This is a genomic window from Mesorhizobium sp. YL-MeA3-2017 (assembly GCF_030814575.1).
Lineage (GTDB): Bacteria > Pseudomonadota > Alphaproteobacteria > Rhizobiales > Rhizobiaceae > Mesorhizobium > Mesorhizobium terrae.
This window is the reverse complement of the sequence record NZ_JAUSVH010000001.1, coordinates 5,421,618-5,443,272: the sequence shown is the minus strand read 5'-3', so window position 1 is coordinate 5,443,272 and position 21,655 is coordinate 5,421,618. Positions and strand designations below refer to the sequence as shown.

The window sequence follows — 21,655 nt, the reverse complement described above, 5'->3', positions numbered from 1 at the left end:
CACGTTCCGCTACATCCCACCACGCTTGGTTGAGTTACCCAAAACCACACCAATGATCTTCAAGCGCGCTGAGAGGGTAGATTTCGTCTCTGACCATTGCTGGTTGGCGATGGCGGCAAGCATTATGGGAAGAAACAAGAGCAAATAGCCAATGACAGCGGAAGTCAGGAATAAGTACCCCACAAGCCTATCCAACGCTCGGTTGTGCTGTTTGGCTACAAAACTCAACGCCGGTTCGATGAAGTTATAGGCTTGGATTACCGCCCACGTTCTGGGCACGCTTGGCCAAATACAAAGCCAACCAATGATGACCATGGCGATAAAACTGGCAGCGGCAAATACCGAGAGCCGGCGGCGCCCCTCCTTGAGGAAATTGCGTACAAGCACAAAAAGGCTGAATGTAGAAAAGGCTGCAAAAGCCAAGAAGGAGACGCACCTCGCCACGAGCCCGGCGTGCGCAAAAAACAGCCCCGCCGGGATGAAGACGACACAAAAGACATTCAGGAAGGCGGTTGTAGCCAGGTAGGTTCTTGCGGAATCGTCCTCGGATTCTACCAATTCACCGCCCCCGTCAATTCTCGTATTTTTCCACCTTCTGCTCGATCGCGCCGAAGATCGAATGTCCGGCCTTGTCCTTCATCTCGATGCGCACCGTGTCGCCGAAACGCAGGAACGGGGTTTTGGGCTCGCCGCTCTCGATGGTTTCGATCATACGCTGCTCGGCAATGCAGGAATAGCCGGCGCCGCCGTCAGCAACGGGCCTGCCCGGGCCGCCATCCTTCTTGTTGGAAACTGTGCCCGAGCCGATGATGGTGCCCGCCGAAAGCGGGCGGGTCTTGGCTGCGTGCGCGATCAGTGCCGGGAAATCGAAGGTCATGTCGACGCCGGCATCGGCGCGGCCGAACGGCTTGCCGTTGAGATCGACGCACAGCGGCAGATGCAACTTGCCGCCGTCCCACGCTCCACCGAGTTCGTCGGGGGTGACCGCCACCGGCGAAAAGGCCGACGAAGGCTTCGACTGGAAGAAACCGAACCCCTTGGCGAGTTCCGGGGCGGTGAGCCCACGCAGCGTCACGTCATTGACCAGCATGATGAGGCGGATCGCGTTGCGCGCCTCGTCCTTGCTTGCCCCCATCGGGACGTCATCCACCATGACGGCGACTTCGGCCTCGAGGTCGATGCCCCAGGCCTCGTCGGCAATGCGGATCGGATCGCGCGGCGCGATGAAGGCGTCCGAGCCGCCCTGATACATCAGCGGGTCGGTCCAGAAGCTGGCCGGCATCTCGGCATTACGTGCCTTGCGCACAAGCTCGACATGATTGACATAGGCCGAGCCGTCCGCCCATTGATAGGCACGCGGCAGCGGCGAATGCGCGTCATGCTCGTGAAAGCGCTCGGATGGGACGGAGCCGTGTTCCAGCGTTTCCGCCAGTGCCGACAGATGCGGCGCGATGCGACGCCAGTCGTCGAGTGCGGCCTGCAGGGTCGGCGCGAGAAACGAGGCATCGGTGAAACGCGTCAGGTTGCGGGACACGACAACCAGTTTTCCGTTGCGCGACCCGTCCTTCAATGTGGCAAGCTTCATGCAATCTCCTCTCCCGACGCACTTCCGGCGCCCAACCCCACAACAAGCCCGTCACGCGCGATCGTCAAGTCGCCCGCCCATGTTTTCCTGACGGCGGCCACCCAGTCGGCCTCGCCAATGGCGGGATCGTCGGCCGGGATCAGGTGGTTGACCACGAGGCGACCGACATTTGCCGCTGTAGCAATGCGGCCTGCGTCCTCGGCGAATGTGTGGCTGGCCAGAAGATGCTGCTTCAGCCTCGCACCATTGCCCGTGCGCGCCACGAGGCGGTCGACGCCGGCCTCCAGCATCGCTTCATGCACGAGAATATCGGCGCCCCTTGCGAAATCGGCGAGCGGCGGGAAACAGGCAGTGTCGGCGGAGAAGACGATGCCGCGCCCCTCGCCTTCGAAGCGCAGCGCAAAGCAATCGACCAGTGGCGGGTGGTCGACGCGCATGGCCGTAACCAGCAATCCGTCCGTTTCGAAAACACGCCCCTCGGCAAATTCCTCGACGCACACGAGCGCGCGCAGATCGGGCCTGCCTTCATCCTCGATACGGATATCGATGTCGAAGGCCATCGCGTCGCAAAACAGCCGCCAGTAGCGTCCGATGCCGACCGGACCGAAGACCGTGACCGGCGTGGCGAGACCGGCCGTCCATGCGGTGTGCAAAAGCGGCCCGAGTTCCAGATAGTGATCGGAATGCAAATGGGTGATGAAAATGAGATCGAGCGTCTTGAGACCAAGGCCCGCATCGGTCAGGCCGCGTGCCACGCCCAGCCCGCAATCGACGACGATCGAGCGACCGCCCAATTCAAGCAAAGACGATGTCGGCCACGGGCCGCCGGGTCGCAATGCCGGCCCGCCCTTGGACCCGAGGAGGACCAGCCGGCCTTTCCGCTGCCCCACGTTCAAGACCAGTCGCCCTCCGGCGTGCCGTTGAAGCGTTTTTTCAGATCCTTCCAGCAGTCGATATAGTCCTGCTGCAGGGTCGGCAGCTCGGCACCGTGGCGGGTGAGCATCTGCGGGAAGCGCGTCTCGAACATGAAGGCCATGGTGTTGTCGAGCTTCACCGGCTTCAGTTCCACTTTCGAAGCCTTTTCGAAACCCGGCGCGTCAGGCCCATGCGCCAACATCATGTTGTGCAGGCTCATGCCGCCCGGCACGAAACCTTCTTCCTTGGCGTCGTACTGGCCGTGGATGAGGCCCATGAATTCGCTCATGATGTTGCGATGGTACCATGGGGGACGGAAGGTGTTTTCGGCCACCAGCCAGCGCGGCGGGAAGATGACGAAGTCAACATTGGCCGTGCCTTCCTCGCCGGACGGGGCGGTCAGCACGGTGAAAATCGACGGGTCGGGATGATCGAAAAGAATAGCGCCGACTGGAGAAAACGTAGCCAGATCATATTTATACGGTGCGTAGTTACCATGCCACGCGACCACGTCGAGCGGCGAATGATCGAGCTCGGTGATGTGGAAGGAGCCGCACCATTTCACGATCAGCCGGCATGGCGTCTCCTTCTCCTCGAACCAGGCGCAAGGCGTCTTGAAGTCGCGCGGATTGGCCAGGCAGTTGGCGCCGATCGGCCCACGATCGGGCATGGTGAACTTGGCGCCGTAGTTCTCGCAGACATAACCACGCACCTCGGCATCGATCAGTTCGACCTTGAAGACGAGGCCGCGCGGCAGGACGCAGATTTCGCCCGGCCGCATTTCGATAACGCCCATTTCGGTGACAAAGTTCAGCCGGCCGACCTGCGGTACGATCAGCATCTCGGCATCGGCGTTGAAGAAATGGTCGTCCACCATGGATTTGTTGGCGACGTAGACATGGGCGGCCATGCCGCTCTGGCCCAACGCGTCGCCCGCCGTCGTCATGGTGTGCATGCCGGCGATGAAATCGGTCGGCTCCTTCGGCATCGGCGTCGGGTTCCAGCGATACTGGCCAAGCGCCAGTTCGTGATCGCCGACATTCGGCGCCGTCTTCCAGAGCGGGTAGTTCACGCCCTTGAAGCGGCCGGTGTGCTTGACGCTCGGCCGGATGCGGTAGAGCCAGGAACGCTCGTTGGTGCCACGCGGCGCTGTGAAGGGCGAACCCGAGAGCTGCTCGGCATAAAGCCCGTAGGCTGGCCGCTGCGGCGAATTTCGACCTTGGGGCAGCGAGCCCGGAAGCGTCTCGGTCTCGAAATCGTTGCCGAAGCCCGGCATGTAGGAAAAGGCCATCGCATCCTCCCCGGATTGACCAAACTGGTTACATCTGTAACCATCGAAAATGTAACTATCAACGACATCTCCCAGCATCCAAGCTCGACCGGAACGGGCATCATGGCAACACCGGAAAACACTCTCGAGCTGGAAAGCTTCCTGCCCTACCGGCTTTACCATCTGGCCGATCTGGTCAGCCGCGAGTTCGCCAGGGTCTACAAGGACCGGCTTGGCCTCACCCGTCCCGAATGGCGCACGCTAGCCGGGCTCGGCCAACACGGCTCGATGACGGCGACAGCGCTTGGCGAGCAGTCGTCGATGCACAAGACCAAGGTGTCGCGCGCCGTTGCTGAACTGGAGAAACGTCGCTGGCTTACCCGCACGCCGGACGAAAAGGACCGGCGCATCGAGCATCTGACACTGACCAAGGCGGGATTGGCCGCTTATCGCGACATGGTGCCGTTGGCGAAGGCGTTCGAACGGGAGTTGCTGGAACGGATCGCAAATCAGGATCGCGTAGCGCTGGAGACGGCGCTGGATGCCATCGAGGCGGCGTTCGCCGTCAGTCCAACCGGCGTGGATAGTGGAAGCGCGGTGGTAGCCGGTGGTGCACGACGCCGAGGCCAACCAGGCTGATCGAGCCGATCAGGATCGTGAAAAACAGCGAGCCGCTCTGCAGAGGCGCGGCGAGCGCCACCAGCGGCACCGCGCCGGCGGGCGGATGCGTGACGCGAAACATCAGCATGAGCGCTATTGCAAGGCCAACGGCCAGCGCCGCAACCTGCCACATGCCCGGAAAGGTCAGCGCTGCCGCCACGCCGACAATCGTCGCCAGGAGATAGCCGCCGAAAACATTGGCTGGCTGCGCCAGCGGACTCGCCGGTTGACCGAAGATCAGCACGGCCGAAGCGCCGAGCGGCGCCAACAGCAGCGGCATGTTTGTCAGCGCCGCGAGACCACCGACCGCTCCGATGCCGACAACCGCGCCAAGCCCCGACTTGGCATGCGAAAGAACCTGCCCGGACGGCTCATGGCGCGCGGTGAAGGAGCGGATATGGCGGCGCATTGCGGAATTCCGGCTCTTGACCACCGCCTCGAAAACCGGTTCTGGTTCTCGAGGCTAAGCGCTTGCACAAAAAGTCGCTCGCATTAGCAAATCCGCCAGCGACATGGCAACAAACAATATTCGAAAAATTCAACCAGCAGGAAAATATTTTTCCTACCAGTCCATCACCACCTTGCCGGAATTGCCGCTGCGCATCGCATCGAAGCCGGCCTGGTAGTCATCAATGCCAATGCGGTGGGTGATCAGACCACTCACATCCAGCGGTCCCTGCACCAGCGCGATCATCTTGTACCATGTCTCGAACATCTCGCGGCCGTAGATGCCCTTGAGATGCAGCATCTTGAAGATGACCTTGTTCCAGTCGATCTCGAAGCCGGTCGGCGCAATGCCGAGAATAGCGATCTTGCCACCATTGTTCATCGTGTCGATCATGTCGCGGAAGGCGACCGCCGAGCCTGACATTTCGAGCCCGACATCGAAGCCTTCAGTCATGCCCTCGTCGCGCATCACGTCGCGCAGCTTTTCCTTCGAGGCGTCGACGACGTGGCGAACGCCAAGTTTCCTGGCCAGCGCCAGGCGCACCGGGTTGATGTCGGTGATGACCACCTTGCGCGCGCCGACGCATTGCGCCACCAGCGCGCCCATGATGCCGATCGGCCCGGCGCCGGTAACCAGCACGTCCTCGCCGACCAGATCGAAGGACAGCGCGGTGTGAACCGCGTTGCCCAGCGGATCGAAGATCGCCGCGATCTCGTCCGGGATATCGTCGGGGATCGGCACGACATTGTGCTGCGGAATGGCGACATATTCGCCGAACGAACCCGGCCGGTTCACGCCGACGCCAAGCGTGTTGCGGCACAGATGCCCCCGGCCCGCGCGACAATTGCGGCAATGGCCGCAAACGATATGCCCCTCGCCCGACACACGCTGGCCGACCTTATATTCGGTCACGGCCGAACCGACATCGGCGATCGTGCCGACGAATTCATGCCCGGTCACCATCGGCACCGGCACGGTTTTCTGCGCCCACTGATCCCAGTTGTAGATATGCACGTCCGTGCCGCAGATGGCCGATTTCTTGACCTTGATCAGCACGTCGTTCGGGCCGATCTCGGGGACTGGAACGCGCTCCATCCAGATTCCAGGCTCGGCCTTGGCCTTCACCAGCGCGCGCATCATGTTGGACATTCTGTTCTTCCTCAGGAAATGACGCCGAGTTCCTTACCCACTTCCCCGAACGCAGCAACCGCGCGGTCAATGTCAGCGGTGGAATGCGCGGCCGACATCTGGGTGCGGATACGTGCCTGGCCCTTGGGTACGACCGGGAACGCAAAGCCGATGACGTAGATACCGCGTTCCAGCATCTTGGCCGCCATCTGCTGCGCCAGCGCCGCGTCGCCCAGCATCACCGGAATGATGGGATGGTCGGCGCCGGCAAGCGTGAAGCCGAGCTTGCTCATGCCGGAGCGGAACCGGGCGGCGTTGTCGTAGAGTTTTCCGCGCAGTTCGTCGCCATTCGCCACAAGGTCGAACACCTTGAGCGAAGCCGCCGCAATCGCCGGCATCAAAGTGTTGGAGAAGAGATAAGGCCGCGAGCGCTGGCGCAGCCAGTCGACCACTTGCCGCTTGCCCGACGTATAGCCGCCGGAAGCGCCGCCCAGCGCCTTGCCGAGCGTTCCGGTGATGATGTCCACCCGGCCCTCGACGCCGCAATGCTCGGCCGAGCCGCGGCCATGCTTGCCGACGAAGCCGACGGCATGGCTGTCGTCCACCATCACCATCGCGCCGTATTTTTCCGCCAGATCGCAGACGCCTTTCAAATTGGCGATGATGCCATCCATAGAGAAGACGCCGTCGGTGGCGATCAGCTTGAAACGACTGCCCTCCGCTTTCTTCAACTCTTCTTCAAGTGCTGCCATGTCATTGTTTGCATAGCGAAACCGCTTGGCCTTCGAGAGCCGCACGCCATCGATGATCGAGGCATGGTTCAAGGCGTCCGAGATCACCGCGTCCTCTTCGCCAAGCAGCGTTTCGAACAGCCCGCCATTGGCGTCGAAGCAGGATCCGTAGAGGATGGTGTCCTCCAGCCCGAGGAAGGAGGAAATCCTTGCCTCGAGCTGCTTGTGTTCTTCCTGCGTGCCGCAAATGAAGCGCACCGAGGCCATGCCGTAACCGTAGCGATCGAGCGCCTTGGCCGCCGCGTCGCGCAACTCCTCGCTGTCGGCGAGGCCGAGATAGTTGTTGGCGCAGAAATTGAGCACCTTGTTGCCGCCCACCTCGATCTCGGCCGACTGCATCGACGAAATCACCCGCTCGGACTTGTAAAGGCCTGTTGCCTTGAGGCCGGTGAGTTCCGTGTCGAGATGGGCGAGGAAGCTTTGGCTCATGAACGGTGGGCTCCTTTAAGGCGGCAAGGGATACTGCGATCGGCCGCCGAGAAGCTAGCACAAAAGCGACCAGCGCACCTGCCGTTTCCCTCGCGGCGCACGTGTCCTACCGCCGCTAGCATCAACTCGAACAGACCATTTCGAAAATCGCCCGAGGAGCCGCCATGACCATTGCCAGCATCACGGTCTACCAGCAATGGCAGCCATTTCGCGACGGCACCTATCGTTGTTCGGGCGGGCGCAGCGCCGAGGGTTTCGATTCGACCATCGTCGAGATCGCCTCGCGGGATGGTGTCAGCGGCTATGGCGAGATGGCGCCGCTCGGTTCCTTCTACGATCCAGCTTTCGCCGAAGGCGCGCGCGCCGCGATGCGGGAACTGACGCCGCGCCTGATCGGCGAGGACGCGGCCGGCATCGAGGCGATCAACCGGCGCATGGACCTTTTGCTGAAAGGTCACCCCTATGCCAAGGCGGCCATCGACATGGCGCTGTGGGACCTTGCCGGCAAACGCAGCGGCCTTTCGCTGGCCGCGATGACGGGTGGCGCGGAAGGCACCACCGTGCCGCTCTATCGCTCGCTGGCACAGGAAAGCCCGGACGTCATGGCGGCACGGGCAAAGAAATACATCGTCGAAGGTTATCGCCGGCTGCAGGTGAAGGTCGGGCTGGACGTCAACGACGACATTGCGCGACTGGAGGCGGTGCGTGCGGCAGTCCCCTCCGGCACGGTGCTGTTCTGCGACGCCAATGGCAGCTGGGGCACCGCCGAGACCCGGCGCTTTCTGCAGGCGACGCGCTCGCTCGACTACACACTGGAGCAGCCCTGCGCGAGCTATGAGGAGAACCTCGCGATCCGCCCGGCCTGTGACCGGGCGCTGGTGCTGGACGAGACCATCGACGGCACGGATGCCTTGCTGCGCGCCATCGGCGACGGGCTCGTGGACGGCATCACGATCAAGCTCGCCCGTGTCGGCGGGCTAACCAAGGCCAAGCTGCTGCGCGACATCGCCATCGCCCGCAATCTCAAGATCACCATCGAGGACACCGGCGGCGCGCAGATCGACACGGCCGCTTATTGCGGCCTGCTGCTGTCAACGCCGCAACTGCTGCGCCAGCATACCGTCGACTTCCACAACTGGGTGACGGTCGCCAATGGCAAGGCCGATTTCGTTATCGCAGACGGAGCGATGTCGCCGCCGCGGCGCCCGGGGCTCGGCGTCGACGTCGACCCCACGATCTTCGGCGAACCACTGTTTCGCTGCTGACCCCGACGCGGTTCAGACGCGCAGACCGAAGCGGATGCCGTCATAGATGGCGGCGTGGATGTTGCGGGAAGCCACGGCATCGCCGATCCGATAGAGAATGAAGGCACCGTTCGGGTTGCGTGTCGGGAAAATGTCGCCGCCGCCGACCAGGCTTTCATAGTCGACGGCGCCGGCGTTCCGCGACAGCGGCTTCAGTGCCCAATAGAGCTCGTCGAGCGGCGCCGTGCCATGCTCGACAATGACCTGGTCGACGAAACGCTGAACCTTCCAGCCTTCGGCAAAATCTGAGCGCAATTCCGCAACCAGTTGATTTCCTTCACGCCGTATCGCACGAACGCGGGTGTTTATGGTCACCGTCACACCCTTCTCGTGGAAGACGCGCATATAGGGCACATGGTTGAGGCCACCCATTTCCGGCGCGAAGAACCGCTCGGGCGATACGAGTTCCAGCTTCGAACCGGCATTGGCGATCAGCTCCGCCGCACCCATGCCCTGATGACCGCCATTGTCGTCGTAAAGCAGGACGTTTTCCGCCGGTTTGACCGCCCCCGAAAGAATATCCCAGCTCGATGTGACCAACGCGTCGCCCGCCTCCAATGGCGGGTTCTGCGGGATGCCGCCGGTCGCGACCACGACCACGTCCGGTTCGAGCGCCAGAACATCGTCCTTTTCGGCCCAGGCATCGTAGCGGATATCGACACCCAGCCGCTCCAACTGTGAAAGCCGCCAGTCGACGATGCCGATCAATTCCTTGCGGCGCGGGTTCTGTGCCGCCAACCGAATCTGCCCGCCGGCCTGCGAGGCGGCTTCGAGCATGGTTACCCTGTAGCCGCGCTCCCCCGCCACACGCGCCGCTTCAAGCCCCGCCGGACCGGCGCCGACGACCACGACATGTTTCTCGGGCCCACCGGAATTGCCGACGACATGCGGGATCGTCGCTTCGCGCCCCGTCGCCGCATTGTGGACGCACAGGGCCTCGCCGCCTTCATAGATGCGGTCCAGGCAATATGTGGCGCCGACACAGGGGCGGATCTCGTGCTCACGCCCTTCCATGACCTTCCGCATGATATGCGGGTCGGCGATATGGGCGCGGGTCATGCCGACCATGTCCAGCTTGCCGCTGGCAATCGCGTGGCGGGCTGTCGCGACATCCTGGATGCGCGCGGCGTGGAAGGTCGGGAACTTGGTCGCCGCCCGCACCTCGCCGGCGAAATCAAGATGCGGCGAGGACCGCATGCCGGTCACCGGGATGACCTTGGTGAGCGCGGCGTCTGTCTCGATTGAGCCGCGAATGATATTGAGGAAATCTACCTTGCCGGATTTCGCCAGCCGCCGCGCGATCTCCACGCCCTCCTCTTTCGACAGACCGGCGGCAAAATCCTCATCCGCCACCATGCGGATGCCGACGACGAATTTCTCGCCGACAGCCGCGCGCACGGCGTCGAGCACCATGTTGGTGAAGCGCAGCCTGTTGTCGAGCGAGCCGCCGAATTCGTCGTCGCGATGGTTGGTTGCCGGCGACCAGAAACCGTCGATCAGATGGCCGTAGGCCTCGAATTCGATGCCGTCGAGGCCGGCCGCGTGACAGCGCTGCGCCGCCGACGCGTAATCCTTGACGATACGCTCGATGTCCCAGTCCTCGGCGGCCTTGGGAAAGGCGCGGTGCGCCGGCTCGCGCACCGGCGAAGCGGACAGCACCGGCAGCCAGTCGGCCTTGTTCCAGCCGGTGCGGCGGCCGAGATGGGTGATCTGGATCATCACCTTGCAGTCGTGCTCGTGGCAGGCCTCGGCGAGCTCCGAGAGCCAGGGCACGATGGCATCGTCGTAAAGATGCAAATTGCCGAATGCGGCCGGACTGTCGCGGGAAACGATGGCCGAGCCCGCGGTCATGGTCAGCGCCATGCCGCCCCTGGCCTTTTCGGCATGGTAGAGCCGGTAGCGCTCCTTCGGCATGCCGTCCTCGGAATAGGCCGGCTCATGGCTGGTCGACATCACCCGATTCTTCAGCGTCAGATGTTTGAGCTGGTAGGGCTGGAGGAGCGGATCGTTGCTGGCCATCGTTGTCCTGTTCTATACCGATGCTGGCTGTGGATGAGCCTGCCCCCAAGGAGACTGCCCATGATGACGGAAAGCCTGACTCAGCTTGGCACCAAGGTCGAGACGCCAGACAGCCCCGACCATGCGGTCCTGGAAACGGTACCCTTCACCCGTGGCGATGGCCCGCCGGCTATCGTGCGCTTCACCTGTCCGGAATTCACGTCGCTGTGCCCCGTCACCGGCCAGCCCGATTTCGCGCATATCGTGATCGACTATGCGCCTGATGCACTTTTGGTCGAATCCAAGTCGCTGAAGCTTTTCCTGACATCCTTCCGCAATCACGGTGCGTTCCACGAGGATTGCACGGTCATGATCGCGCGGCGCGTTGTGCAGGCAACCAGCCCGTTATGGCTGCGCATTGGCGGTTATTGGTATCCGCGCGGCGGCATCCCCATCGATGTCTTCTGGCAGACCGGCGAGCCGCCGAAAGGCGCATGGCTGCCCGATACAGGCGTGGCGCCCTATCGCGGTCGCGGTTAGAGCATCGCGCGTTAGCTCGGACTTGCAAAGGACGCTCCAACTCTTTGAATCTGCGTATCATTCGCATTGATACTGGCTGAGCGCCCACTCTCCGGTCACGGAGAGAAGGTCGGTGATTTTCCACTCGCCGCCGACCTTTTTCAGCTTCCACTCGAGCCTGTGCGAGTCACTGCCCGCGACAAACGCCACGACGACGCGAGCATCGTCGCCGTTGATCGATTCCAGCGACTTGAAGCTCTTGTCGAGCGCCGCCTTGTCGTAGGGAACTTCGTCGAGCGGCATGTTCTGGTCGAGGCAGTCACCCTGCCCGGATTTCTTCAGCGCCTCGTTCTTTTCGAGTACGGTTTTGGCCGGATCGACGAAGCGGCTGCGGTCGGCGACGGCAAGATCGGTACCGCCCTCGGCATAAAACGGCCTTACCACGGCAGAGGGCGAACCGACCGCGGCAGGTGTCGCCAGGCCGGACGCGACAGGCGGCTGGTCCGGGGCCGGAGCAGCTGGCGCTGCCTGCGGCTTGGCGCCGAGCAAGCCTTCAGCGCCGGCGCCGCCCGGGCCGGCAGCGAAGGCTCCAACCGCGATGCAGGCCAGCAAGCGACCGATCCTGTTCACCGGCTCAATCCGCGCTGTCCTCACCCGAGCATCCCAACTCGCTGAGTTTCCAGCTGTTGCTCTTCGAGCTGATATCGGCGATCTTCCAACCGCCGTTGACCTTCTTCAGATCCCACACCATTTCACGTTTGGAATCATCGCCTTCGGTGAACAGATTGAAATTTACTGTCACCGTCGCGGTGTCGCCGTTGACGGCCTCGCTCAGTTTCAGGCTGTCGGCCACCGCCTTGTCGTCATAGTCCTGCGCATCGAGCGCCGGCTCGAAGTCGATGCAGGCGACTTCGTCCGGGTTCTTCTTGAGCGCGGCGTCGTTCAGCTCGAACAGCTTGGTGACCGGTTCGGTGAAGCGATCGCGATATTGCGCGTCGGCGGCGAACTTGACCGGCGAATAAAAGAACATGACGGCATCCGATGCCGGGCCAGCCAACGCAGGGCCGGAAAAGGCACAGATGCACAGTGCAAGCAGAACTCCTGGCTTCATGGTATTCCCCCGATGAAACGGTTGCGCAGTCCGCTTAATACCACGCATCCGCCATCCCGGCTTTTTTACGGTCGATAAAATCGAGCAGGGCCTCGTCGACGGCTTCGTCCAGGGGTGGCGCCTGATATTCGGCCAGCATCTTCTTCCAGCGCTGGTTGGCGCGCAATGCGGCATCCCGCGAGCCGGCCGCCTGCCACTTCTCGAATGGCTCATTGTCGGCAATTTCGGTGTCCCAGAAGGCCGTCTGATAGTTCGCCATGGTATGAGCGCAGCCGAAGAAATGACTGCCCGGCCCGACCTCGCGGAAAGCGTCCAGCGCCAATTGGTTGTCGTCGATCTTCACCCCGTCGAGATAGGAATGCAGCGCGCCGCAGAAGTCTGCGTCCATGACGAATTTTTCGTAGGACATGGACAGCAGCCCATCGAGAAACCCGGCTGAATGCAGGATGAAATTGGCGCCGCAATGCACGGCCGCCAGCATCGACATCGTGCCTTCGTTCATCGCCTGCGCGTCCGGCAGTTTCGAGGTGGTGAAGTTGCCGGAACAGCGCAGTGGCAGATTCAGCCGCCGGGCCAACTGTCCGATCACCATCGAGCCGATCGCCGGCTCAGGCGTGCCGAAGGTGGGCGAACCGGAACGCAACGACATCGACGACAGGAAATTGCCGAAGATCACCGGCGCGCCAGGCCTTTCCAGTTGCGTCAGCGCGCAGCCGACCATGGTTTCCGCCAAGGACTGGGCGATTGCGCCGGCATTCGTCACCGGCCCCATGGCACCGCCAAGGATGAAGGGCACGACGACGGCCGCCTGGTTGGCGCGGGCATAGGCGCGCAGCGCCAGGGTCATGGTGCCGTCCCACACCAGCGGCGAGTTGACATTGACATTGCCGAGGATGACGCAGTTCCGATCGACAAAGTCCCGCCCGAAGACGATGCGCGCCATGTCGATGGAATCCTCGGCGCGGCTTTCGGTCGTGACCGAGCCCATGAAGGGACGGTCGGAATATTTGATATGGGCGTGGACCATATCAAGGTGGCGCTTGTTGACCGGCACGTCGACCGGTTCGCAGATCGTGCCGCCGGAGTGATGCAGCCAGGGCGAGGATTGCGCCAGCTTCACGAAATTGCGGAAATCCTCGATGGTGCCGTAGCGGCGACCACGGTCGAGATCCATCACGAAGGGAGAACCGTAAGCCGGCGAGAAAACAACGCTTTTGCCGCCGATCAGAACCGACTTCGCCGGGTTGCGCGCATGCTGCACGAACTCCGCCGGCGCGGTCTTCAGGATTTCGCGCAGCATGCCCGGTTCGAATTTCACCAACAGGCCGGTCACATCGGCCCCGGCCCGCTTCCAGAGGTCGAGTGCAACGGGATCGTCGCGGAACTCGATGCCGATCTCGGCCAGGATTCGATCCGCGGTCGTCTCGATGCGGATCAGGTTTTCTTCCGAAAGGATGTCGTAGGTCGGGATATTGCGAAGAATGTAGGGCCGGCCAAGGCCTTCCGCCCCGTGGCTGCGTTGTTCGCGCCGCGCGCTGCGACCGGCGCGCTCGCGTTTCCCAGCCGCCTGTTCCAGCGTTTCCGCAACCATCATGTTCGACTTCGCTCCCTGTGACATGAAGCTAGTTCATTCGAATATGGCTGTAATGCTTGAAAATATTGATCTCCAGCATAAGCTGGATTCATGCAAAGCTTGCGCCATCTCTTGCCGTCGGCCGACCGCCTCATCGTTTTCGAGGCGGCGGGAAGGCTTTCGAGCTTTACGGCTGCCGGGCGCGAACTCGGCATGACGCAAGCCGCCGTATCCTATGCCGTGCGGGGACTGGAGCAGCAGCTCGGTGTCAGCCTGTTCCAACGGCGTCATCGGCAGGTGTTGTTGACCGAGGCGGGCAGCCGCTTCTTCGCCGACGTGACGCTCGGCCTCTCCCACATTCGCAGATCGGCCGAAGAGCTGCGGGCTCAGGCCGGCGGCGTGCACGTCACCTTGTCCGCATCCACCGCATTTGCCTCGTTCTGGATGATGCCGAGGTTGCGGAAATTCCGCGACGATCTTCCCGGCGTCGACCTGCGCATACAGACCGCCGACCGCGATCTCGATCTCATCGCCGAAGGCATCCCGCTTGGCGTCCGGGGTGGCGCGGCGCGGGATTGGCCGGACTACGACGCGCTGCCGATCGCCGGCGAAGAGATCTACGCCGTTGCCGGGCCTGCCTATGTCGCCCGCGCCGGCTTGCCTGCCACGCCCGCAGAGATTGCATCACATCAGCTCATTCACCTCGAGGAACCGTTCCGGGCGGCGGCGACATGGAGCGAGTGGTTTCGATCCGCCGGCGTCAATACCGGCACCACCAACCGTGGGTTGCTGATCAACGACTATGTCCTCGTCATCCAGGCCGTGATGGAGGGGCAAGGCATCGCGCTCGGCTGGCGGCATCTGACCGACCCGCTGGTGGCAAGCGGGCTGCTGGTGAGGGTCACCGACCATGCCATGAAGACCGGCGACAGCTTCCATGTCGTGTGGCCGAAAAACCGGCCGCTTTCGGAGAATGCGCAAAAGGTTCGGGATTGGCTGGTCGAACAGGCCTGACGCGCTTTCACCCTGCGCTCGAATCCGGCTAGGATCGCGCCATGCCCATCCGCCAGCTTTCCGAAACGATGATCAACCAGATCGCCGCCGGCGAGGTCATCGAGCGGCCGGCCAGCGTGGTCAAGGAACTGGTCGAGAATGCGCTCGACGCCGGCGCCGGCCGCGTCGAGATCGTCACGGCAGGCGGCGGCTTGAACCTCATTCGCGTCACCGACGACGGCGGCGGCATTCCCGAACAGGAGCTGGAGCTTGCCGTGGCGCGCCATTGCACCTCCAAACTCTCCACCGACATCAATGACATCCGTTCGCTCGGCTTTCGCGGTGAAGCACTGCCGTCGATCGGCTCGGTGGCAAGGCTGTCGATCCGCTCCCGCACGGCGGCGGGCGACAGCGCCGCCGAAATCAGCATCGAGGGCGGCCGTATCGCCCCAGTGCGGCCGGCAGCGGCCAATCGAGGCACGACGGTCGAGGTACGCGACCTGTTCTTCGCCACGCCGGCGCGATTGAAATTCATGAAGGGCGAGCGCGCCGAGAGCTCGGCCACCAGCGACGTGATCAAACGCATCGCCATCGCTTTCCCGGCGGTGCGTTTCACGCTGGCCGGCTCCGACCGCTCGACGCTGGAATTGCCGGCGACCGACGACACACCGGAGGGGCAGTTGCGCCGGCTGGCGCAGGTGATGGGCGCCGATTTCCCTGAAAATTCAATAGCCATCGATGCCGGACGCGAGGGTGTGCGGCTGACCGGCCATGTCTCGATCCCTTCCTTCACGCGCGCCAATGCGCTGCAGCAATACGCCTATGTCAACGGCCGCCCGGTGCGCGACAAGCTGATCGCCGGCGCTATTCGCGGCGCCTACATGGACGTGCTGCCGCGCGACCGGCATGCGGTGGTAGCGCTGTTCCTGACCCTCGATCCGGCGACGGTCGACGTTAACGTCCACCCCGCCAAGGCCGATGTCCGTTTCCGCGACCCCGGCCTGGTGCGCGGGCTGATCGTCGGCGCCATCCGCCAGGCGCTGACCGATGCCGGCATCCGCGCGGCAACCACGGGAGCCGCCGGCATGATGGCCGCTTTCCGGCCCGGCGCTACCTCGTTTGGACATGGCGGCCCCGCCAACAATCATCGCAGCTACGAGGCAGCCTACCGGGCCTCGGGCTCCGGCTACGATCCCGCCCGCTCGCCGCAGCGCCCGCTCGACATGGGGTTCGGCGAGAGCGATCAACCGGCCTTCGAGACCGGACCGTCGATGAGCGCCGATGCCCGCGCCAGCCAGACCGAGGCGAACGAAACCTTGCTCGGCATGGTTTTGGGTGCGGCGCGTGCGCAGGTGCACGAGAACTATATCGTCGCCCAGACCCGGGATTCGCTGGTCATCGTCGATCAGCACGCCGCGCATGAGCGCCTGGTCTACGAAGCGTTGAAGAACGCGCTGCATTCGCGTCCAGTGCCGGCGCAGATGCTGCTTTTACCTGAAATCATCGATCTTCCAGAAGAAGACGCTGACCGGCTCGCGCAACATGCCGAAACGCTTCGGCGCTTCGGGCTCGGCCTCGAACGCTTCGGTCCGGGCGCGATCGCCGTGCGCGAGACGCCGTCGATGCTGGGCGAAACCGACGTCCAGCAATTGGTGCGCGACCTTGCCGACGAGATCGCCGACAACGACACGATCGAGACATTGACCGAGCGGCTGCACCACATCGCAGCCACCATGGCATGCCACGGCTCGGTGCGGTCCGGCCGCCTGCTCAAGCCCGACGAGATGAACGCGCTGCTGCGCCAGATGGAAGCAACGCCGGGATCCGGCACCTGCAACCACGGCCGCCCGACCTATATCGAGCTGAAGCTCGGCGATATCGAGCGGCTGTTCGGCCGGCGCTAGAAGCGAGATCCGCGCTTAGACAACGTCCGCTTTTGCTCTGTCATCAGGCGTCAGGATGTGAACGGGACAACAACCGATCCCGAATTGTGAAATAGAAAAGCCATTTCTTTTCAAAATCCTGCGCGAACTTCCCGGACAGGTTGCGGAATTTTTATCCGCGCGCGCTCCTTTTCGGTCAAAATGGCCCCGAATTCGTTCACGCGAAGCCCGTTCCACTCCGAAATCCCAAACAAGAACCGCCGCGCCAGGAAAGTGGCGCGACGGGTCGTTTCGATCGCTTTCGGATAAGCCAGACTTATCGTTTCATGTTGACCACGATCACGCCGCCGAGCGCCAGCACGCCACCGACGATGCCGAGTGTCGACGGCACCTCGCCGAGCCAGAAGAAGCCGATCAGCACCGCCATCGGCGAAACCAGATAGAGGAAGTTCGAGGCGCGGGCGGCCGGCAGGCGCGACAGCGCGGTCGCCCAGGCGGCGTAGGAGATGAAGCTGGGCACGATGCCGAGATAGATGACTGCGCCAAGGCCGGCGGAACTGGCATGGGCGGCTTCGACGAGGCTTTGTGGCAGGAATGGCGACAGGCACAGCGCACCGAGCACCATGTTCCAGGCCGAGACCGTCAGCGGATGATGGTTCTTGAACAGCGGCTTCTGCACGATGGTGTTGACCGAGGAACAGAGTGCCGACCCCAGGATCAGCAATGCGCCGGTGTTGAAGGTGAGACCGTTGCCTTCGCCCATGGCGATGACGCCGATGCCGGCGAAGGAAACGAAGGTCCCGACCCAGGCCAGCGCCGGAAACCGTTCGCCGAGCAGGAACATCGCCATGATGGCGGTGAAGATCGGGCTGACATTGATGATGAAGGCGGCGGCGCCGGCCGAGACCGTGGTCTCGCCGATATTCAGCATGGCCGTATAAAGCGCGACGAAGATGGCGCCGCCGACACCGAAGCGCCACAGCTCGTTGAGCTTGGGCAATGCCGGACGCTTGATGGCAAGAAAGATCGCTGCCGGCACGGCGGCAATGGCGAAGCGCAGCGCGCCCAGTTCCAGCGGCCCGAAGGCGGCGAGGCCGGCGCGGATCGCCGGGAAGGCCGAAGCCCAGCCGACCACGGTGAGCGCGACCGCCAGCACCGCCGTCATATCCGTCCGCTGTTCCGAATTCGCCATGCTCATTTGTGCGCTCATCGTCCTTCTCCACCCCGTCTGGAGCGCCGCGCGTCCTGTTGGACGCGCAAAGGACGCTCTAACACTTTGAACCTGCTGCATCGTGCCTGCCGAAAATCGATTCCGATTTTCTGGCCGATGCAGCAGGTTCGCGATGCCACAAAACCCCTTTCCGAGCTTGTTGACAAACGACGAAATCGAGGATGAGCTGTGAGCATGGATCACAGCTTGGACACATTGCCGCCGCTCGACACCTTGCGAGCCTTCGATGCCGCGGCCAAGACGGGCTCCTTTTCGGCCGCCGCCGAAAAGCTCAACCTGACCCATGGCGCGGTGAGCCGGCAGATCGCCCGGCTGGAGGACTGGTTCGGGCTGAAACTGTTCGAGCGCCGGGCGCGCGGCGTGGCGCAGACCATCGAAGGCAACCGGCTGCACCTGCGCACCAGCGAGGCCTTCGCGCTGATCGCCTCCAATTCCGACCGCTGGGTGGAACCGCGCGGCACGGCCGTGGTGCGACTGGCCACCATTCCCTCGATCAGTGGCCTGTGGCTGATGCCGCGCATGGCGAGGCTCGAAAGCGGCGATCCGAAGATCAGGATCGTGCTCGATGTCGACAACCGCCAGATCGACCTCGCCGACGAGGGCATCGATCTTTCCATCCGCTGCGGGCGCGGACGCATTCCCGAACGCATCGCCATGCAATTGTTCGAGGAACACATGTTCCCCATCGCCTCGCCGCAGCTGGCGCAAGAGGTCGGTGCGGGCAATGCCGCGCGGCTGCTCAAATATCCGCTGATCCATGATTCGGACGCCTCCGGCTGGCGCGCCTGGTTTGGCGAACAGGGCGTGGACTACCGGCCGCGACCGCAGGACCGTCGCTTCGAGGATTATAACCTCGTGCTGGACGCCGCCGCCTACGGGCTGGGCATCGCGCTGGCGCGGCCGCCTCTGGCCGAAGGACAGGTGGCGGCCGGCCGCGTGGTGGCGGTCGACCGGCGAACAGCGCTCAATCCGGTCTGCTACTGGCTCGACCGACCGGCCGGAAAGCCGCGCGCCGCCGCCATCGAACTCGCCAGGCGCATCGCTATCTCGGCGAATGTGCCGGACGACCGCTTGCAGAGTTTTCTGGACGCGGAGCGTTAGGCTCCCCTTATCCGCAGGCGGCGGACGGAAATGCCCTTCGATCATCCTCCAGCCAAATCGTTTGCCCGTGATTTCAAGGCACAAGAGACCGCACCATCGTGGACAATATCAGGATCGAAACGGCGCGCCTTACGCTGCGGCCCTGGAGCGAGCAGGACATCGAACAGCTAACGCTGGGGCTGAACGATATCGAGACCGCGAAGTGGCTGGCCTTCGTGCCTCACCTCTATACGACGGCGCACGCTCAAAGCTGGATCGACAGATGCCGCGAGATTTCAAACGCAAGCGGCCAGCCCACTGCCGATGAATTCGCGGTAGAACTCAAGCCTGGGCGAACAGCGATCGGCGGGGTCAGTCTCAACAAAGTCGATCGCGAAGCCGGCACGGCCGGCGGCGGCATCTGGATCGCCAGCGCCTATCAGGGACGCGGCTATGGGCGCGAAGCGTTCGAGGCGAAGATCCGGTTCGCTTTTCAGGAACTCGGCCTGACGAAACTGGTCAACGGATACTTCGACGGCAACGAAAATTCCTGGGCGATGCAGCGCAGATTGGGATACCGGCGCGTCGCCGAGGTTCAGAGCCGCTGCATGGCGGACGGAAGGCAGACGATCGAACATGTGACGACGTTGCTGCGCAGCGATTGGGAAGATCGCGAGGACCAAAGCCCGAACCGGGCATGACCCGACAGCCTAGAACACCACAAGCACCACCAGAAAGAGGAGCGCGAAGGCGGCAAGGCCAAACCCCAGCGCGCGGGCGCTGACCGCTATTTCCGTCGAATTGCCCTTAGAGCCGCCGGCCCAGGCCGTCGCCCGCTTGCGCGATGTGGTGCGGTTTTCGACCTCGTCCACTGCCGGCCGACCCGGCGCGGCCTGCAGCGGCACCGCCAGCCCGAGCGTGGGAAGAGGTTGGGCGCGACCGGAAACGGCCTCGTCACGCGTGGGCGCCTGGCCAGGAGCTGGTCGCAAGCCGGCTTCCGGCTCGGTGGCCCCCCTCGCCCGCGCCGCTTCCTGGCTTGCAGCCGTCGCGGGTTCCTCCAGCTCGATCGCCGCGCGATAGGCATCGATGACCTGCGGCATGGCCGGTTTCTGTGCGGGCACGATCCCGGCCGGCATGGGCAATGACGGCGCCGCGAAAGGCGCCGGCTGGCTGTTGCCACGCAGCCCAACAGTCGGTTTGACCAGCGTTCTGATCAGTTCCGCCTCGGACGGGTTCGGCTTGGCCACGGGCAATCGGCCTTCACCGGAGGTGGCCTGCTTGAGCAGGGAAGCCAGACGGGAGATTGCAGCGACCATGGGTAACCGGCGACGTTTCCAGGCAAGATAACGCGGTTGCGTTGCCTGAAACTGGCGATACGCTTGACCTCGCTCGCGATTTATGGCGGAAACGCTGCATGACGGCAGGTCTCTCACAATCATGAACCGTTTCGAAGGTCCCGGCGGCCGGGAAGCCCGCATCCGCTATCTCGACGGCGACTTCCAGGTCACCAGCCCGGGCGCTTTCGTGCGCTGCGCGGTCACGGGCGAGAACATCACCCTGGACGAGCTGAAATACTGGAGCGTGGCGCGCCAGGAGCCCTATATCAACGCCGCCGCCTCGCTGCGCCGCGAGATCGAGGCGAATCCGGATTTGCGCAAGCGGTGAGGCCCTTGCCTTCTCCCACAAGGGGAGAAGGGAATGGTGCCACCTACCGCGCAATCCTCCGGCGTCTCGACGCTTCGATCGTCTCTTCCACGATACGCTGCGGCGAGTGGCGCGGCTCGAACACGGTCTCGATTTCAAGCACGTTCAGCCGTTCGAGCAGACCTTCGGGCATCGGGCCGTGACGCAGCCGCGCGGCGTCCTTGGCGGTGGTGACCAGCCCGAGATCCGCCGCTTTCGCGGTCGATGCCAGTTCGGCCAGCTCGTCCTCGGCGTAGACATGGTGGTCGGGAAACGAGCGGCTGAGTGCAACGACGCCGCCGGCCTCGGCCACCGTGTCGTAGAATTTTTCGGGATGGCCGATGCCGGCGAAGGCCAGCAGGCGCTGACCAGCCAGCGCCTTGGCCTCACGCGGTCGCGCGCGCGCCTCGAAGATCGGCTTGCCGGCGCGCGCGGCCTGGCGCACGACGGCGTCCGCCGCCAGTCCGTCGCCCATCTTCAACAGCGCGTCGGCGTAAAGAAGCTGGTCCAGAACCGGCGCGCGCAGCGGTCCGCCCGGGATGACCCGGCCGTTGCCAAGGCCATAGCGGGCATCGACCACCACCAGCGCGTAATCGATATGGACACGCGCGCTCTGGAAGCCGTCGTCCATGATCAGGAAATCGCAGCCATATTTTTCGATCAGCAGCCGGGCGCCCGCCGCCCGGTTCGGCGACACCGCCACCGGCGCGTGTTCGGCCAGAAGCAAGGGTTCGTCGCCGACATGCTTGGCGACGTCATGACCCGGATCGACGATATGCGGCTCGGCGAAAGAGCCGCCATGCCCGCGCGACAGGAAGCCCGGCTTCAGCTGCATGGCCTTGGCCTGTTCGGCGAGCGCGATCGCAACCGGCGTCTTGCCGGAACCGCCGACCGTGAAATTGCCGACGCAAAGCACCGGTGCCTCGACCTTTTCGCGCCGTGCCTGGCGCATGCGCCGGGCGGCGATCTGCCCGTAGGCCCAGGAGAGCGGTGAGAGCGCATAAGCGCGCCAGTCCGGTTTTTCCCACCAGAAGGGCGGCGCTTCGCTCGCCAT

The 21,655-nt window shown here is 63.5% G+C and carries 22 protein-coding genes; 8 read left to right on the top strand and 14 right to left on the bottom strand.

Annotation, left to right across the window (positions count from 1 at the left end):
- Positions 1-9 precede the first annotated feature (9 nt).
- The 4 genes from QFZ88_RS25800 to hmgA are packed head-to-tail and all read right to left on the bottom strand — an operon-like array spanning position 10 to position 3,791.
- Positions 10-558 (bottom strand): hypothetical protein, encoded by a 549-nt coding sequence (locus QFZ88_RS25800; protein ID WP_024926135.1) that lies wholly within the window; start codon positions 556-558, stop codon positions 10-12.
- A 13-nt stretch (positions 559-571) separates the two neighbouring features.
- Positions 572-1,585, bottom strand: a complete 1,014-nt coding sequence (locus QFZ88_RS25795; protein WP_024926134.1) for a fumarylacetoacetate hydrolase family protein — start codon at positions 1,583-1,585, stop codon at positions 572-574.
- Complete coding sequence (locus QFZ88_RS25790) at positions 1,582-2,481, bottom strand: MBL fold metallo-hydrolase (protein WP_024926133.1); 900 nt, start codon at positions 2,479-2,481, stop codon at positions 1,582-1,584. The genes QFZ88_RS25795 and QFZ88_RS25790 overlap by 4 nt, the downstream gene beginning before the upstream one ends.
- Positions 2,478-3,791: a homogentisate 1,2-dioxygenase gene (gene hmgA / locus QFZ88_RS25785; RefSeq protein WP_024926132.1), complete on the bottom strand. Its 1,314-nt coding sequence runs from the start codon at positions 3,789-3,791 to the stop codon at positions 2,478-2,480. The genes QFZ88_RS25790 and hmgA overlap by 4 nt, the downstream gene beginning before the upstream one ends.
- A 102-nt stretch (positions 3,792-3,893) precedes the next feature.
- Between hmgA and QFZ88_RS25780 the strand changes: the two genes are divergently transcribed.
- On the top strand, positions 3,894-4,409 hold the full coding sequence (locus QFZ88_RS25780; RefSeq protein WP_024926131.1) for a MarR family winged helix-turn-helix transcriptional regulator: 516 nt from the start codon (positions 3,894-3,896) through the stop codon (positions 4,407-4,409).
- Here QFZ88_RS25780 and QFZ88_RS25775 read toward each other — a convergent pair.
- The 3 genes from QFZ88_RS25775 to QFZ88_RS25765 all read right to left on the bottom strand — a co-directional run bounded on the left by QFZ88_RS25775 (position 4,336) and on the right by QFZ88_RS25765 (position 7,226).
- Positions 4,336-4,839 carry an HPP family protein gene (locus QFZ88_RS25775; protein WP_024926130.1) on the bottom strand — a complete coding sequence of 168 codons (504 nt, stop codon included), beginning with the start codon at positions 4,837-4,839 and terminating at the stop codon, positions 4,336-4,338. The two genes, QFZ88_RS25780 and QFZ88_RS25775, sit on opposite strands and share 74 nt — an antisense overlap.
- A 153-nt stretch (positions 4,840-4,992) precedes the next feature.
- The gene (gene tdh, locus QFZ88_RS25770) at positions 4,993-6,027 is read right to left on the bottom strand and encodes an L-threonine 3-dehydrogenase (protein WP_024926129.1); all 1,035 of its coding nucleotides are present in this window, start codon (positions 6,025-6,027) and stop codon (positions 4,993-4,995) included.
- 11 nt (positions 6,028-6,038) lie between these two features.
- Positions 6,039-7,226: a glycine C-acetyltransferase gene (locus QFZ88_RS25765; RefSeq protein WP_024926128.1), complete on the bottom strand. Its 1,188-nt coding sequence runs from the start codon at positions 7,224-7,226 to the stop codon at positions 6,039-6,041.
- Between the two features lie 164 nt (positions 7,227-7,390).
- Here QFZ88_RS25765 and QFZ88_RS25760 point away from each other — a divergent pair, with 164 nt between their 5' ends.
- Positions 7,391-8,491: a mandelate racemase/muconate lactonizing enzyme family protein gene (locus tag QFZ88_RS25760; RefSeq protein WP_024926127.1), complete on the top strand. Its 1,101-nt coding sequence runs from the start codon at positions 7,391-7,393 to the stop codon at positions 8,489-8,491.
- 12 nt (positions 8,492-8,503) lie between these two features.
- Here the strand turns inward: QFZ88_RS25760 and QFZ88_RS25755 are convergent, their stop codons facing one another.
- Positions 8,504-10,549, bottom strand: coding sequence for an NADH:flavin oxidoreductase (locus QFZ88_RS25755; RefSeq protein WP_024926126.1), 2,046 nt, complete (start codon positions 10,547-10,549; stop codon positions 8,504-8,506).
- Between the two features lie 60 nt (positions 10,550-10,609).
- Between QFZ88_RS25755 and queF the strand changes: the two genes are divergently transcribed.
- A complete protein-coding gene (gene queF, locus QFZ88_RS25750) occupies positions 10,610-11,068 on the top strand; it encodes a preQ(1) synthase (RefSeq protein WP_024926125.1) in 459 nt (152 codons plus the stop codon).
- Between the two features lie 57 nt (positions 11,069-11,125).
- On the opposite strand, the gene QFZ88_RS25745 is transcribed toward queF, so the two are convergent.
- The 3 genes from QFZ88_RS25745 to QFZ88_RS25735 are packed head-to-tail and all read right to left on the bottom strand — an operon-like array spanning position 11,126 to position 13,749.
- On the bottom strand, positions 11,126-11,677 hold the full coding sequence (locus tag QFZ88_RS25745) for a hypothetical protein (protein WP_307419718.1): 552 nt from the start codon (positions 11,675-11,677) through the stop codon (positions 11,126-11,128).
- Between the two features lie 4 nt (positions 11,678-11,681).
- A complete protein-coding gene (locus tag QFZ88_RS25740; RefSeq protein WP_024926123.1) occupies positions 11,682-12,158 on the bottom strand; it encodes a DUF3828 domain-containing protein in 477 nt (158 codons plus the stop codon).
- Positions 12,159-12,192: 34 nt separating this feature from the next.
- Positions 12,193-13,749, bottom strand: a complete 1,557-nt coding sequence (locus QFZ88_RS25735) for a trimethylamine methyltransferase family protein (protein WP_373426412.1) — start codon at positions 13,747-13,749, stop codon at positions 12,193-12,195.
- Positions 13,750-13,842: 93 nt separating this feature from the next.
- On the opposite strand from QFZ88_RS25735, the gene QFZ88_RS25730 reads away from it, so the two are divergent.
- Both QFZ88_RS25730 and mutL read left to right on the top strand, forming a co-directional pair.
- Positions 13,843-14,745, top strand: a complete 903-nt coding sequence (locus QFZ88_RS25730) for a LysR substrate-binding domain-containing protein (protein WP_024926121.1) — start codon at positions 13,843-13,845, stop codon at positions 14,743-14,745.
- Positions 14,746-14,786: 41 nt separating this feature from the next.
- Entirely contained in the window at positions 14,787-16,628 is a 1,842-nt protein-coding gene (gene mutL / locus QFZ88_RS25725) for a DNA mismatch repair endonuclease MutL (protein WP_024926120.1), read from the top strand.
- A gap of 295 nt (positions 16,629-16,923) precedes the next feature.
- On the opposite strand, the gene QFZ88_RS25720 is transcribed toward mutL, so the two are convergent.
- Positions 16,924-17,817, bottom strand: a complete 894-nt coding sequence (locus QFZ88_RS25720; RefSeq protein WP_024926119.1) for a DMT family transporter — start codon at positions 17,815-17,817, stop codon at positions 16,924-16,926.
- 195 nt (positions 17,818-18,012) lie between these two features.
- Between QFZ88_RS25720 and QFZ88_RS25715 the strand changes: the two genes are divergently transcribed.
- On the top strand, positions 18,013-18,939 hold the full coding sequence (locus QFZ88_RS25715; protein ID WP_024926118.1) for a LysR substrate-binding domain-containing protein: 927 nt from the start codon (positions 18,013-18,015) through the stop codon (positions 18,937-18,939).
- Positions 18,940-19,037: 98 nt separating this feature from the next.
- A complete protein-coding gene (locus QFZ88_RS25710) occupies positions 19,038-19,619 on the top strand; it encodes a GNAT family N-acetyltransferase (protein WP_024926117.1) in 582 nt (193 codons plus the stop codon).
- Between the two features lie 9 nt (positions 19,620-19,628).
- On the opposite strand, the gene QFZ88_RS25705 is transcribed toward QFZ88_RS25710, so the two are convergent.
- The gene (locus QFZ88_RS25705; RefSeq protein WP_024926116.1) at positions 19,629-20,234 is read right to left on the bottom strand and encodes a hypothetical protein; all 606 of its coding nucleotides are present in this window, start codon (positions 20,232-20,234) and stop codon (positions 19,629-19,631) included.
- A gap of 118 nt (positions 20,235-20,352) precedes the next feature.
- On the opposite strand from QFZ88_RS25705, the gene QFZ88_RS25700 reads away from it, so the two are divergent.
- Positions 20,353-20,583 (top strand): DUF2093 domain-containing protein, encoded by a 231-nt coding sequence (locus QFZ88_RS25700; protein ID WP_024926115.1) that lies wholly within the window; start codon positions 20,353-20,355, stop codon positions 20,581-20,583.
- A 43-nt stretch (positions 20,584-20,626) separates the two neighbouring features.
- On the opposite strand, the gene lpxK is transcribed toward QFZ88_RS25700, so the two are convergent.
- The gene (lpxK, locus tag QFZ88_RS25695; RefSeq protein ID WP_024926114.1) at positions 20,627-21,655 is read right to left on the bottom strand and encodes a tetraacyldisaccharide 4'-kinase; all 1,029 of its coding nucleotides are present in this window, start codon (positions 21,653-21,655) and stop codon (positions 20,627-20,629) included.

What these genes read in the sequence shown, in the direction of transcription:
- QFZ88_RS25795 (WP_024926134.1), bottom strand. Translation starts at nt 1,585, where the DNA reads ATGAAGCTTGCCACATTGAAGGACGGGTCGCGCAACGGAAAACTGGTT.
- hmgA (WP_024926132.1), bottom strand. Translation starts at nt 3,791, where the DNA reads ATGGCCTTTTCCTACATGCCGGGCTTCGGCAACGATTTCGAGACCGAG.
- QFZ88_RS25780 (WP_024926131.1), top strand. Translation starts at nt 3,894, where the DNA reads ATGGCAACACCGGAAAACACTCTCGAGCTGGAAAGCTTCCTGCCCTAC.
- QFZ88_RS25775 (WP_024926130.1), bottom strand. Translation starts at nt 4,839, where the DNA reads ATGCGCCGCCATATCCGCTCCTTCACCGCGCGCCATGAGCCGTCCGGG.
- tdh (WP_024926129.1), bottom strand. Translation starts at nt 6,027, where the DNA reads ATGTCCAACATGATGCGCGCGCTGGTGAAGGCCAAGGCCGAGCCTGGA.
- QFZ88_RS25765 (WP_024926128.1), bottom strand. Translation starts at nt 7,226, where the DNA reads ATGAGCCAAAGCTTCCTCGCCCATCTCGACACGGAACTCACCGGCCTC.
- QFZ88_RS25760 (WP_024926127.1), top strand. Translation starts at nt 7,391, where the DNA reads ATGACCATTGCCAGCATCACGGTCTACCAGCAATGGCAGCCATTTCGC.
- QFZ88_RS25755 (WP_024926126.1), bottom strand. Translation starts at nt 10,549, where the DNA reads ATGGCCAGCAACGATCCGCTCCTCCAGCCCTACCAGCTCAAACATCTG.
- queF (WP_024926125.1), top strand. Translation starts at nt 10,610, where the DNA reads ATGATGACGGAAAGCCTGACTCAGCTTGGCACCAAGGTCGAGACGCCA.
- QFZ88_RS25740 (WP_024926123.1), bottom strand. Translation starts at nt 12,158, where the DNA reads ATGAAGCCAGGAGTTCTGCTTGCACTGTGCATCTGTGCCTTTTCCGGC.
- QFZ88_RS25735 (WP_373426412.1), bottom strand. Translation starts at nt 13,749, where the DNA reads ATGGTTGCGGAAACGCTGGAACAGGCGGCTGGGAAACGCGAGCGCGCC.
- QFZ88_RS25730 (WP_024926121.1), top strand. Translation starts at nt 13,843, where the DNA reads ATGCAAAGCTTGCGCCATCTCTTGCCGTCGGCCGACCGCCTCATCGTT.
- mutL (WP_024926120.1), top strand. Translation starts at nt 14,787, where the DNA reads ATGCCCATCCGCCAGCTTTCCGAAACGATGATCAACCAGATCGCCGCC.
- QFZ88_RS25720 (WP_024926119.1), bottom strand. Translation starts at nt 17,817, where the DNA reads ATGAGCGCACAAATGAGCATGGCGAATTCGGAACAGCGGACGGATATG.
- QFZ88_RS25715 (WP_024926118.1), top strand. Translation starts at nt 18,013, where the DNA reads ATGGATCACAGCTTGGACACATTGCCGCCGCTCGACACCTTGCGAGCC.
- QFZ88_RS25705 (WP_024926116.1), bottom strand. Translation starts at nt 20,234, where the DNA reads ATGGTCGCTGCAATCTCCCGTCTGGCTTCCCTGCTCAAGCAGGCCACC.
- lpxK (WP_024926114.1), bottom strand. Translation starts at nt 21,655, where the DNA reads ATGGCGAGCGAAGCGCCGCCCTTCTGGTGGGAAAAACCGGACTGGCGC.